Origin of the sequence: Leptolyngbya sp. FACHB-261 (assembly GCF_014696065.1) — a bacterium.
In the GTDB taxonomy this organism is placed as follows: domain Bacteria; phylum Cyanobacteriota; class Cyanobacteriia; order FACHB-261; family FACHB-261; genus FACHB-261.
The window spans coordinates 823,902-837,674 of record NZ_JACJPL010000031.1; the positions used below are offsets into that span (position 1 = coordinate 823,902).

Consider the following 13,773-nt stretch of genomic DNA (forward strand, 5'->3'; position numbering starts at 1 on the left):
GGTTCTAGTTTGCTTCGATTGACCTCGTTTCAAGTCGGATTGCTCCAGAAGGTTGGTAGGACGCAGACCCCTGAGCCACTCTAGAGAAGTCACAAGCCAGAAGCTAGCAGCCTGTAACCGTCTATGACTTCGCCTTTCACGCCTTCACCCTCCCACGCTCGTCGGGTCAAACATCAACTAGCTCGACCTGAGGATGGGCTGTCCTACGAATTGGGCAAAGCGGTTCAGGAGTTACCCCCCCTGTACACACGGCTGTTGGCAGGCAGTATCAGCCTGCTAGTGCTGAGTGCTCTGGCCTGGACCCATTTCAGCCTGGTCGATGAAGTGGCAGTTGCGCCAGGGGAACTGATTCCCTCCGCTCAGGTGCGCCCCGTACGCGCCTTGAGTGGCGGTCTAGTTCAACGGGTCGAGGTTCAAGAGGGTGAGCGCATCCAGAAGGGGCAGGTTTTGCTTAGCTTAGACTCTAGTCTGCCTCAGGCTGAGGTTGACCGACTGGCCCGTTCGGCCCAATTGATCCGAGAGGACTTGAGGCGGCTGGAAGCGGAGCGGACAGGAACAACCAGAGCTGGCACATTGCTGCAAGATCAGCTTCTAAGGGCCCGCTTGCAGGAGTACGAAGCTCGCCAGAATGCGGCAGCGTCAGAAGCAACCCGTCAGCTCGCTGTGATCAAAGGGGCTCAGGTCAAGCTGGCCCAGTTTCAGGAAAGCCTCAAGAGTGCTCAAATTCGTGAACGGGCCCTAAGGACGCTTGCCTCCGATGAGAACCGGGCGGTTCCTCGGCTCGACTACATTGATTCCCAGGATCGGGTTGCCTCGCTACGCAAGGACATTGATGCCCAGGGCGAGGAAATTCGGCAGGCTCAGGCGACCTACGAGCAAGTTCGAGATGCAATTGCCCGTCTCAAATCTGAGCGTCAGAGCGATATTTTGGGTCAACTCACCAAACGTCGTGAAGATCTAACTGCCATTGAGGGGCAACTTGCGCAGGCCAGAAAACAACGGGACCAGGAGATTCTAAAAGCGCCTGTAGCAGGAACCATTTACAGTGTGAAAGCTACACGTGGCAATGTGCAAACGGGTGAGGAATTGTTGTCGATTTTGCCAGAAGGCGAGCAACTCCTACTGGAAGTCAAGGTTCTAAATCGAGACATTGGCTTTATTCAGGAGGGCATGAAAGCCAAGGTCAAAATTGCTACCTTTCCTTTTCAAGAATTTGGCACCATTGATGGCACTGTGGTTCAAGTCAGCCCTAATGCCATCGTGGACAAAGATTTGGGGCCAGTATTTCCGACTCGTATTAAGCTCAGCAAACATTCACTGCAAGTTCGTGGCAAGACAGTGACATTCACGCCTGGAATGAGTGCTAGCGGTGAAATTGTGACGCGTAAAAAGTCCATCTTGACCTTCTTGATGGAACCCATTACCCGTCGTTTTGATGAAGCCTTTTCGGTTCGGTAATGGCAGAAATTGGATTACTCAATCCCTACAATTAGTTCTCTACTCGTCCCTGCTGCAAGGGCTGACAAGCCATCGTCAAACAAAGCCCTTATCAAACAGTTATCAAACAGCGGCCTGTTGACGTTGGTAGAGGGACCAATAGAGACCTCGTTTCTGCAAGAGTTCATCATGCTGACCCTTCTCAACAATCACACCTTTTTCTAGAACTAGAATTAGATCCGCACGTTTCAGAGGTGCGAAGCGGTGAGCAATCAGAAACACAGTTCGGTCCTGGGAGACCCGTTGCAAATTTTGTAAAACTTGCTGTTCGGTTTCGCTATCCAAAGCGCTGGTTGCCTCATCCAAAACCAGGAGGGGAGCTTGAGAAAGGAATAGACGAGCCAAGGCAATCCGTTGGCGCTGACCGCCAGAGAGGGCGGTACCGCGTTCGCCAGCGTTAGTTTCATAACCCTGGGCTAGCTCGCTGACAAAGTCGTGGGCAACCGCTAAGCGAGCTGCTTCTACTACCTGCTCAGCAGTGATATCTGGGTTACCGAGAGTAATATTCTCTAGGATGGAGCCATTAAACAAAAAGTCTTCCTGGAGCACCACGCTAATTTGCTGGCGTAGGGAAGCTAGGTCTGCACTTTTGATGTCAAAACCATCAATTAAAATGCGACCGGATTCAGGTTGGTAGAGACGTTGGAGCAGTTTAGATAAAGTGCTCTTGCCAGAGCCACTGCGTCCGACAATGCCTACAAACATGCCAGGCTGAACTGTGAACGAAATGCCTCGCAGGATAGGCTCTTGATTGGGGTGATAGCGAAAAAACACCTGGTCAAACGTAACTTGACCCTGAAGCGTGGGCAGAACTAGGCCAGCACCTGGCTCTGCCTCGGGGGCAACGTTGAGGATGTCACCAATGCGATCTACAGACAGCAAAACTTGCTGCAAATTCTGCCACAGTTGCACCAGACGGAGTAACGGACCTGTGACGCGGCCCGACAACATTTGAAAGGCTACCAGTTGCCCAATCGTGAGTTGGTTTTCAATCACTAATTTGGCTCCAACCCAAAGGATCAATAGACTGGAGAAATTAGTCAGAAAATCGCCAATATGGCTGCTGATATTAGAGGTCGTCGAGGCTTTGAAGCTAGTGCGAATAAAGCGGGCAAATAGCCCCTCCCAGCGGTCACGGGAAGTTCGCTCAGCCGCATGAGCTTTGACTGCGTGAATACCAGTAACAGTTTCAACTAGAAAAGACTGACTATCTGCACTGCGGTTAAAGGTTTCGTTGAGCCAATTGCGCAGAATCGGTGTTGAAACCAGGGTGAGAATGGCAAACAGGGGAATCACGGCCAGAGCGACCCAGGTCAGCTTGATGTTGTAGTAGAACATCAAAGCCAGATACACCACAGCAAAAATGCTATCCAGAATGACCGTAAGGGCTGTGCCAGTCAGAAACTGACGGATGTTTTCCAGCTCTTGCACCCGCGCCACTGTATCGCCCACGCGACGTGCTTCAAAGTAGGCTAGAGGCAGGCGTAGCAGGTGGCGAAAGACTTGGGCAGATAGGCTGAGATCTAGACGCCGAGCCGTATGCGTGAAGATAAACAGGCGCAGGACGCCCAAAAGCGCTTCAAACACAGCGGCCCCCAGCAGGGCGATTGCCATTACGTCCAGGGTTGGTAAGCTTCCCTGCACCATGACCTTGTCAATCACAACCTGCGTGATCACAGGCGTGATCAGGCCCAGCAGTTGCAACGTGAAGGAGGCTATCAACACCTCTCCAAGCAGCCGCCGGTAATTCCAGACCGCAGGTAGGAACCAGCTCAGATTAAACCGGTCCTGCGTCTGGATCAGCTCAGCCTGCCAGAGTTGGCCGTCCCAAGCTGCTTCAACACCTGCACGGGGCAAGCTTTCACAGGCCTGGGCCGGATTGAGCGGGTTAGCAACGATCAGACGGTTGCCTTGAACGCCGTAAACGGTGACCCAATGTTCCTGCTGCCAATGCAGAAGGGCTGGAAAGCTCAATTGCCGGAGCGAGTTCCAATCAGTTTGAATTCGACGCAAATGAAAGCCTAGCTTCTCCCCAGCCTCCACCAGATGCTTTGGACGCTGGCCTCGTAGTTGCCGTTGCACCCAAGCTGGTTGGGCCGGATTCTGTAATTGCTGTGCCACCATCGTCAGGCAAGCAGCGCCGGTGTTGAGACCGGAGACGAAGGGGTAGCCCGAAACCGGTTGAGGAACTTCCTCCGTTGGCGGTTGGTAACGGTCGCGCAACCGAGACCAGAATTGCTGAAGCTCTGGTGAGGTCACACTGCGCCACAGTGTGCCATCCCAATGCAACACCAGGGTCTCTTTACTAGCAGCTCGGGCCTTCCAAGAACCGGTCAACTCCAGGAGACTCCCAAACCAATCACCTTCTTTCAGCAGAATTGATTGGCCCTGGTCGGGCACGAGGCGAACCCGCCCAGCCACCACCAGAAACTGGCTGTCCTGAGCATCTGTAGACCAGATCAGATCGCCGAGTGGGTAGCGACGCGTTTCTGCTTGGTCTTGGCACTGGAGTTGCTGCTCAGGTTTTAGCAGGCACAGGGGCAGTTCCTCCAAGGCCAAGGGCGAGGCTGGATTGGCTGGGTTCATCAACCGACTTGGAGTTTGATAGTCATTGTCTGCATTTTCTCGCCAATCCACTGTTCGAAGAGCTGATTTTGCAGTTCCTGTTGCAAAGGACCATCTAGAGAAGCAGGCAGAAAGTCTTCGAGCCGGAACAGGCAGTAACGATCGTCGATTTGTAAGGGGCCAATCAGCTCACCGGGGCTCGCTTGATCGACCAAGGCCCGCAGACCATCTGGCATTTGACCTCGGCTGACAGGTCCCATCATGCCATTGACTACGCGATCATCGGTTATCGAGTATTCACGAGCCAACTGCTCAAAGCGAGTGCCTTCTTCGATTTGGCTACGTAATTCCTCCGCCAATTCTTTTTCGGCCACAATAATCCGAGAGAGAACAACTCGGTCTAAGAAAATCTTGCGGTCGATGAAATACTCTTGCAGCTTAGGTTCTGTAATTTCAGCTTTCAGTTTTTCTAGTTTAAAACTAGAAACGATTTGATTGTGAAAGCCGTTATAGTCCAGACCATTTTTGGCTAACCACTCTTGAAATGCTTTAGGGTCGGTGAGTTGATTGTTGAGACGAAAATCGATGACTGCCTGCTCAATCAGGGAAGACTCTACTTGAATACTGTCTCGAGCAGCAAGCTCCTGTTCGAGTAAGTACTGACGCAAGATTTGTCCAATGAAGGGCTGTAGATTGCCAGAGGCTTGAAGATATCTCAAGGCCTGCGATAGAGGAATGGGTTGATCGTCAACACTCAAAAAAGCTTCAGCCATCTTGGTTTGCAGGGGCAGGTTTTGCAGGGCCATGTTTTTAGGGGCGTGTTTACGCGAGAGGGGAACGGGACTTGGCAATATGAGTTGCAGAAAGCGGGGGAGAGCTGAACTAGGAGACAACCCAAGCACGGAGAAGACACAGGAGAAGATCAGGGCGTGTGGAAAGCTGGGGCATAGCTCTGCACGTTAACCCCCTGCCTTAGAGTGCCCCACAGTATTCCCGATCACTTCAACAGGCAAACACGACCCAAAACCGGACCCAAAAAGCAGGGCTAGAGAGGCTCTAACCCTGTGCTAACTCATCCAAATGGTTTATTTATGCTGATTACCTGCTGCCATCCACGGCCTGGTGGGCTGTCGGGCCCAGCTAGTTCTAGCCAGTTCTACTTCGAAGCCACTAGCACTCGCTCCGCGACTTTCTCAGGAATCTCCTGCAAGTGATCAAACTGCCAGGTCAGCAACCCTACCCCCAAACTGAGGGAGCGCAATTCGATCACAAAATCATTGAGCTCTGCTTGAGGTAAATGGGCTGTCACCATGTCCCAACCGGACCAGCCTTCTCGAGCCTGGTAGTTCAGGAGTTGCCCCCGTCTGCCGCTTACTAAGCGTAATACTCGTGGCGTAAACTCCTGAGGAATTGCGACCTCGATCAGGTCAACCGGCTCTAGCAAAACTGGCTCACACTTGGGCAGACCTTCCTGCATAGCGATTCGCGCAGCTTGCTTAAAGGCTTGCTCCGAGCTATCCACCGAGTGATAGGAACCATTGGTCAAGGTTACAGCGATATCGACTACGGGATAGCCTATTGAGCCCTTAGCCAAGAACTCGCGCACTCCCATCTCAACGCCGGGGATGTATTGCCGTGGCACTGCACCGCCCACAATCGTCTCTGAGAACTGTTCACCCTCGCCCCGCGCCAAGGGCTTGATCGTCAAGTGAACATCGCCGAACTGACCATGACCACCGGTTTGATGCTTATAGCGCCCATGCACTTCGGTTGATTTACGAATGGTGGAGCGGTAGGCGATCTGAGGCAAGCGCGCCTCCAGAGGCAAATTGAACTTACGTCGCACCCGGTCCAGCGCAACCTGAATGTGAATATCCCCCTGTCCCCAAAAGATGATTTCGTGGGTTTCAGAGTTTTGCTCAACCCGCAGCCCTGGATCTTCTTCAATTAGCTTGGTAGTTGCAGCACTTAGCTTGACCTCGTCGTTACGGTTAACTGGTGAGACAGCCAGAGCGTAGACCGGCGCAATCACTTCTGCCGTTGGTAGTGTTTGTGCCCGAGTGGAGACATTCAGCCGTAGAGTGTCACCAGTACGGACGCCCTCCATGCGGGACAGAGCCACGATATCGCCTGCCTGAGCTGTTTGCAGGTTGGTCTGCCGTTGACCACAAAGCCTCGCAATGCCACCCAGCCGCATGTTGTTCAGCGAGACACCTTCGTTGATTTGGCCTCGCCAAACGCGCACGAGCGAGAGTCTGCCGCCTTGAGAGGAGAAATTTGTCTTGAGGACCTGAGCAAGCGGCTCCTGGCTGTTGAGGTTGATACCGCGACGCTCAGCAGTTTCCATCGGGTCTGGGACTTCCTGGGCCAAAGCTGCTAGCAGAGGACGCACGCCGAAGTCCTGCTGAGCCACACCCAGGAATACAGGCACAATTCGGTCAGCGCTCAAATCCTTACGCAGGTCTTGCCAAATCTCTTCTTGGGGAGGCTCAATCTCTTCAAGTAGTTCTTCGAGCAAGTGGTCATCGAAATTGGCTAGGGTCTCTAGCATTTCGGCCCGGGCCTGTTGCTCCTCAGCCCTCAAGTCTTCTGGCAAAGGGACTGGATCAGGAGCTGAACCTGGATGGTATTGATAGGCTTGCTCAGTAATGAGATCAATAAAGCCAGTGAGCTTAGCACCCTGACCGATGGGGTACTGCTGCAAGGCTAGAGGGCGACGGGAAACGGCTTTCAACGCCTGACAAACACCAACAAAGTTGGCACAGTCGCGATCTAGCTTATTGATGAAGAGTAGATGCGGGATTTCCCAACGATCTAGAAACTGCAAGAGCGGCGCCAAGGCCAGAACCCGCTCCGGCTCAGGCTCACAAACTACAAGCGCCGCATCAACGCCCATAAGGGCGTTGCAGGTTTCCTGAACAAACTCAACTGAGCCAGGACAGTCTAAGAAGTTGAATTGAGTGGCATCGTCGCCAGCGCCATAGTGGGTGGTAGCAACCACGACCTCAACGGACATTTGGCGATTGACGGCTTCGGGCACACTGTCACCAACAGTGTTGCCATCCTGAACGTTACCCTTACGTGAGATTGCACCAGTCACAAACAACAGGCTCTCTAGCAACGTGGTCTTGCCGCTCAGGTAAGGGCCGACAATCGCCACGTTTCGGATACGGTTAGACATAAAATCCTCCCCGCCGCCAACCGATTTAGCTTTAAAAGCAACAGCAAATTCCAGCTTGATTCTTAGCGGCTTAACCCTTGTAGCGTAAGCGGTTCAGCGCGACACAAATCAATCAGGATTCAATGTTTTAAATGCGTTAGCGGTCACATTCTAAGTGGATGAGTTCAGCATATCCCTTCGCTTAGATCGGGGATCGTCCTAGTTAGTTTTCTTAAGCTTTACGCAAACAAACCTTACACTCACATTTACACTCGCATAGAGATTGTTTAGTCATTGCTCAGCCAATAGCCATAGATTTGCCCAGGCATTTGGGCTTAGGTATGTTGTATCAGCGCTACTGCCAAATCGAGTTTGCAAACCAGGGAGGCCAGAATGTAGATTTTTCTGGCAAGGACGAAATTGAGGGAACAATCCAGTCGTTACGCAATTGGTCCAGATACAAAAATCCCTCCCCTTGGCAGTGCTAGCACCACCATTTGGGGAGGGTTTAATCTCGCTAGACTTTGGGCTAGTTATTCACCCGCCGCCTAGCAATTAGCGAATTGCACAAGAGCTTACTCTTCTTCGCCTAGGTCATCCTCGACTTCTGCTTCTTCTTCATCAGGAGTCACGCTGCTAAAGCCAGCGCCAAAGGTTATTTCGCCATCCAGCGCTCCATCGAAGCCGTAGCTGCGAGCGGTGCGGTCATCAAGGATTACATCCTCCAGACCTGCTTCCTCATCGAACAGGCCCAAACCGTCATAACCTGCATCGACGTCACCAGTACCGTCATCGTAAGCATTGAAGCCCGTACCGGCGGGAATCAAGCGTCCAATAATGACGTTCTCCTTGAGGCCGCGCAGCCAGTCAGACTTGCCTTCGATTGCTGCTTCTGTGAGTACCCGCGTGGTCTCCTGGAAGGACGCAGCTGAGATGAAGCTATCGGTGTTCAAGCTGGCCTTGGTAATCCCCAGCAACACAGGCGTGTATTCCGCAGGGGCACCGCCCGTGATCGACATGGCCTCGTTGACCTGCTCAATCTGGTACAGCTCCACTAACTCTCCTGGCAGCATGGTGGTGTCACCGCCATCATCGACTCGCACCTTGGAAGTCATTTGGCGAACCACGACCTCAATGTGCTTATCAGAGATATCGATGCCTTGAGACTGGTACACCGACTGAACCTCGTTAACCAGGAAGGTCTGCACCTTCTGGAAACTGATCAGAGCAGCCTCACCTGCACCTTTGGTCTCCCGATAGAGCTTGAAGAAGATCTCCAGGATGTCGTGAGGATTAGCAGGACCATCAGTGAGGGGTTCCGCAACTTCCACGGGTTGACTGTCAGACACAATCACGTTCTGCCCCGGACCAATTGGATAGGGTGAGACCGTGCCATCGCCTTCATCTACCGTGACTTCGAGAACATCGCCGTTTTCGTCGTAAGTGACCTGAGCAGTACCCGACCGTTGGGCCAGAACACACATCTCCTTGGGCTTACGCGCCTCCAGCAGCTCCTCGATTCGAGGTAGACCCTGAATGATGTCCCCAGTCTTAGCTCGCTCAAATACCAGTAGGGCCAAATTATCGCCCCGCTGGACCAGGTCACCATCCTCGATTTGCAGAACTGCTCCCCCTGAAACCAGGTAGGGCCGCGCAATCCGGATAGTTACCTCAGCATCAGTGACAGCAACTACCTGACCAGACTCATCAGCCTGTATACCAGGAGCCAAGGTATCGCCTTTACGGACGAAATCGCCAACTTTGAGAGCTGCGCTTTCGGCATTAGGTACCCGATAAACGTTCTCTTCGGTGATCACCAGAAGCCGACGTACAGCCTCGCCGTCGTGCTTGAGACCCCGCACTTCACCCGCTTGCTTACACATAATTTCAGTGCGAGCAACGACAGCCCCAGGAGCAATTTTTTGACCGTCTTCGACTAACAGCCTTGTACGGGTTTTACCTTGGGTAGAGTCAGCGCTGATGTCCCGACGCAGCACTAGAGGTTCCAGGATCACCAGTTGCAGGCGACGTCTCTCTGGGTCAGTTTCATCGGGAATCAATTCGATATCAGCAGCGAGCTGAGGCGCTTCAGTGTCAATTTCTAGAACCAACTGCGTACGCAGTAACTCTAGTCCCTCGACCGATTTGACTCGCTCACCATCTTTGTAAGGCAAACGTTGTACAGCTCGTAGACGGATCGCTCGACCCGATTCATTCACAGACTCTTGGCTAGGTACAGCCGGCTGGTCAGGAATGGTAAATTCACGCACCGGCCGCAGCAGCAGGGCTGGACCTTCAGGCGTTTCCACGTACTCGACATAGCGCAGTTCGTCGGCTACCAAACCGGCCATGACCTCAGTACCAGGGTTAACCAGGCTACCATCAGCCACAACGAGATCGCTCGGGCTTTCGACCAGACGCAGTTCACCGGGTTTAATTACGATTTCCCGCAGGATGTCGTTCTTCTGAACCACTTCCACTACGCCATTGCTCTGGCAGAAGATGTCCTTTACAACCTCAGTGCCCGCTTCGATGTACTGCCCGTCTTCAACGTTCAGCAGCGAGATATCCTTATTAACCTCATGGGCTTCTTCAGGAATCCAGAGTAGCGTGCCACCCTTGACCACTTCGTAGCCCTGTTTGGCTTTCCCTCGCTTGGCCACTTCAACCCCGGAGTAGCGAATGATGCCACCCGAAGAAGTGCGATAGCTATCATCGATCAGCTCAGCCACTACCTGATTGTTCTGAACCTTGGTACCAGGTGTGGCTTTAAGGGAGAAAGTTTGACCACTGTTGGTTTCGACCAGATACTGCTCGCGACCTTGGTGGCTCTCTTCTCGGACATGGGCCTGATCCAGGACTACTGAAGCTGTGATGATTTCGACTTCACGGCCGCTCTTGCCCTCGGTTTGAGTGTCAGGCAGACGCACCACACCACCATGCTCGGTCATTAACCGAGTTTCAGCGATCACCCCATCTGCTTCAATGCTGTCCCCATTTTTAACAATGGGTTCTGCCAGAGGCGGCAGGTTATACACTTCGCCAGACAGGATCCAGATCAAGCCGCTGCGCTTGGCAATCCGAGAAACGTTGCCTTGACGGTCACGCTTTTCTTCTGGCTCCAGTTCGTAGAACTTGACCTCACCGGCCAAATCTGTAGCAACGTCTTTGGTTGCTTTTTCTACGGTTTTGCGAGAGTTGCGACCAGCGAGCGCCACTTCAGCCAACATCTGGCCTTCGCGGACCTGCTGACCGTCTTTGACTAGCAATGTTGAGCCTTGCGTGATCGGGAAGGCTTCCTTGCGTCCACCCCCTTCAACGCTGAACTCCCCATTACTCTCTACCAGTAAGGCGTCATCACCGTGGCGGGTTCGCATGCCGCGAGAGCGCAACTTCTTGGGGAATTTGACAGTGCCGCTGAATGAAGCCCGAATCAAACGAGCTCCTTCGCCCGTGAATACCCCTCCAGTGTGGAAGGTACGCATGGTCAGCTGGGTCCCCGGTTCACCAATCGACTGGGCTGCAATAATACCAACCGCTTCGCCAATATCTACCCTAGAACCATGGGCCAAGCTCCAGCCGTAGCAGAGCTGACAGACCGAGCGCGTTGACTCGCAGGTTAGAGGCGAACGCACAATGACTTCTTGCACGCCAGCCTTGCCCAGAGACCGCGCTACATCATCAGAGATGGTCTCGTTCTGCGGTACCAAGACCTCGCCAGTTGTGGGATGCACCACATCCTCAGCAGCAACTCGACCTAGCAGACGATCCTCTAGTGGAATCAGGATCCGGTCACCGTCTGTCATCGGGCGAGCAGGAATACCCCGCTTGCTGCCGCAGTCATGCTCGCGCACGATCACGTCTTGGGACACGTCCACCAAGCGGCGGGTGAGATATCCGGAGTCCGCAGTCCGCAAGGCTGTGTCCACCAGTCCCTTACGAGCACCGTAGGAGGAGATGATGTACTCTGTAACCGTCAGACCTTCTCGGAAGTTGGTTTTGATTGGCAAGTCGATGATTTCACCCTGAGGGTTAGCCATCAGACCGCGCATGCCGACTAGCTGGCGCACCTGGGAGATGTTACCCCGAGCGCCAGAGAAGGCCATCATATAGACCGAGTTGAGGGGGCTGTTCTGCTTAAAGTTGCGAACCACCTCATCTTTCAGTTCTTCACTGGTGCCGTTCCAGGTGTCAATTACCTTCTGGAAACGTTCAACTTCCGTGATCTCGCCACGCGTGTAGCGATCTTCCGTGGCTTTGATTTCGTCTTCAGCAGCCCGCAGCAACTTGCTCTTGCTGGGGGGAACCTGCAAGTCATCTACGCTGATTGAAACCCCAGCTTGGGTAGCGTAGCGGAAGCCTAAGCTCTTTAGCGCATCTGCCATATCCGCCGTCCGAGCTGTGCCATAGCGGGTGAAAGCCCAGGCGATTAGCCTCTTGAGCTGCCCTTTATCCACCACATGGTTCCGAAATGGCATGGGCTGGTCTCGATTGAGACCCGCTGTCTTGTCATTTTGCTGATTTTTTGTGCGCTCTGCCATGAGGGTTCTCTCTTAGCTCGTAGTTAGCTGGCCAGGGAAGCGAGGATAGTCTTGTTGAGGATGATCCGACCAGGAGTGGTGCGGATGGACTGCGCGATCACATTGCCCTCGGCATCTTCACGAACGCGGCGGTTCTTGTACTGCTTGACGACGACGCCCGTAGTCTCATCCCTGGTGATTTCAGGCTCGTGGTTTTTCTCTTCGTCTTCAACCTCACCGTCAAAGCGCACCCATACATAGGCATGCAAGCTGATCTGTTTTTGCTCGTAGGCAATCACCACGTCGTCTAGATTGGCAAAGTGCCGTCCGGCCCCAGACATTTTTTCTGGATCGCCAGAGTTTGGGGTGCTAACAGTTAGGTAATAACAGCCCAAGACCATATCCTGCGATGGCGCTACAATCGGTCGGCCCGTAGCAGGGGACAGAATGTTGTTGGAAGCCAGCATCAACAGGCGAGCCTCAGCTTGAGCTTCCAGGGAGAGCGGTACGTGAACCGCCATCTGGTCTCCGTCAAAGTCAGCGTTAAAAGCTGGACAGACCAATGGATGCAGTTGAATGGCGCGACCATCGACCAGGATGGGTTCAAAGGCTTGAATCCCTAAACGGTGCAGCGTGGGTGCCCGGTTGAGCATCACGGGGTGGCCTTCGATTACTTCCTCGAGGACATCCCAGACCTGCGGGTCATTCCGTTGGATTAGCTTTTTAGCAGCCTTGATGTTATTGACTAAGCCTTGACGGATGAGTTTGTGAATAACGAAAGGCTGGAATAGCTCAATCGCCATCTCTCGGGGCAGGCCGCATTGGTGGATCTTGAGGTTAGGTCCAACCACAATGACTGAACGTCCCGAGTAGTCAACCCGCTTACCCAACAAGTTTTGCCGGAAGCGGCCTTGCTTACCTTCAATGATGTCGGACAGGGACTTGAGCGGCCGGTTGTTTGCACCGACCACGGTACGACCCCGCCGTCCGTTATCAATGAGTGCATCTACGGCTTCCTGAAGCATGCGCTTCTCGTTGCGCACAATGATTTCTGGAGCCAGAATCTCTTGCAGGCGAGCCAGACGATTGTTCCGGTTAATCACCCGACGATAGAGGTCGTTCAAGTCGGAGGTGGCAAAGCGCCCACCATCGAGCTGAACCATTGGGCGCAGGTCAGGAGGAATGACCGGAATCACCTGCAAGACCATCCAGTCTGGCTTCGACTGAGTGGCAACGAAGTTGTCAATAACGCGCAGGCGCTTGATCAACTTGGCTCGCTTCTGACCTTTAGACGTGGCGATCTCCTCGCGCAGACCCTCAGCTTCAGCCTCCATATTGAGATCCTGAAGCAGCCGCTGCACTGCCTCAGCGCCGATACCTACTTCAATACCTGACAGCTGAGAATCTTCTCGATAGAGTTGATCCTCGATTTCAATCCACTGGTCTTCGGTGAGCAGTTGCTTATAAGTTAGGTTCTCAGCATTGCCAGGACTAAGAACAACGTAGGCATTGAAGTAAACGATCTGCTCAACATCCCGCAAGGGCATGTCCAGCAACGTCGCCATGTAGCTAGGAATGCCTTTGAGGTACCAAACGTGAGTGACCGGTGCAGCTAATTTGATGTAACCCATGCGGTGCCGACGCACCCGCGCTTCGGTTACTTCAACCCCGCAGCGCTCGCAAACGATGCCCCGGTGGCGAACTCGCTTATACTTGCCGCAGTGACACTCCCAATCTTTGGCAGGCCCGAAGATGCGCTCACAAAACAGACCGTCCATCTCGGGCTTGAGCGTTCGGTAATTAATCGTTTCAGGTTTAGTTACTTCGCCAACAACCTGTCCGTTGGGGAGGGTCCGTTCTCCCCAAGTCCGGATCCGATCAGGCGAAGCCAAGCCGATTTTGACGTAGTCAAACCGCTGTTCCAGCTTCGGCATATTGCTATTCCTCGGGCGTTCTTAAGTATTTCAATTCGTCAAATCAGTTCGGAAGGGAGCATTCCCCGGGCATTGACAGCTGACACTGCCATTGCCC

6 protein-coding genes are annotated in these 13,773 nt (G+C 53.4%); 1 reads left to right on the forward strand and 5 read right to left on the reverse strand.

The window, feature by feature from the left end; all coding sequences use genetic code 11:
* Nucleotides 1-123: 123 nt before the first annotated feature.
* Nucleotides 124-1,458 (forward strand): HlyD family type I secretion periplasmic adaptor subunit, encoded by a 1,335-nt coding sequence (locus H6F94_RS28935; protein WP_190805714.1) that lies wholly within the window; start codon nt 124-126, stop codon nt 1,456-1,458.
* Nucleotides 1,459-1,560: 102 nt separating this feature from the next.
* Here H6F94_RS28935 and H6F94_RS28940 read toward each other — a convergent pair whose 3' ends face one another.
* The 5 genes from H6F94_RS28940 to H6F94_RS33150 form a co-directional block, all read right to left on the reverse strand.
* Entirely contained in the window at nt 1,561-4,134 is a 2,574-nt protein-coding gene (locus H6F94_RS28940; RefSeq protein WP_313949394.1) for a type I secretion system permease/ATPase, read from the reverse strand.
* On the reverse strand, nt 4,083-4,868 hold the full coding sequence (locus tag H6F94_RS28945) for a peptidylprolyl isomerase (protein WP_242041455.1): 786 nt from the start codon (nt 4,866-4,868) through the stop codon (nt 4,083-4,085). Before H6F94_RS28945 ends, H6F94_RS28940 begins: the two co-directional genes overlap by 52 nt.
* Before the next feature lie 350 nt (nt 4,869-5,218).
* Nucleotides 5,219-7,243: an elongation factor G gene (locus H6F94_RS28950; protein ID WP_190805715.1), complete on the reverse strand. Its 2,025-nt coding sequence runs from the start codon at nt 7,241-7,243 to the stop codon at nt 5,219-5,221.
* Nucleotides 7,244-7,797: 554 nt separating this feature from the next.
* Complete coding sequence (locus H6F94_RS28955; protein WP_396426462.1) at nt 7,798-11,763, reverse strand: DNA-directed RNA polymerase subunit beta'; 3,966 nt, start codon at nt 11,761-11,763, stop codon at nt 7,798-7,800.
* Nucleotides 11,764-11,786: 23 nt separating this feature from the next.
* Complete coding sequence (locus tag H6F94_RS33150; protein ID WP_190805716.1) at nt 11,787-13,676, reverse strand: DNA-directed RNA polymerase subunit gamma; 1,890 nt, start codon at nt 13,674-13,676, stop codon at nt 11,787-11,789.
* Nucleotides 13,677-13,773 lie beyond the last annotated feature (97 nt).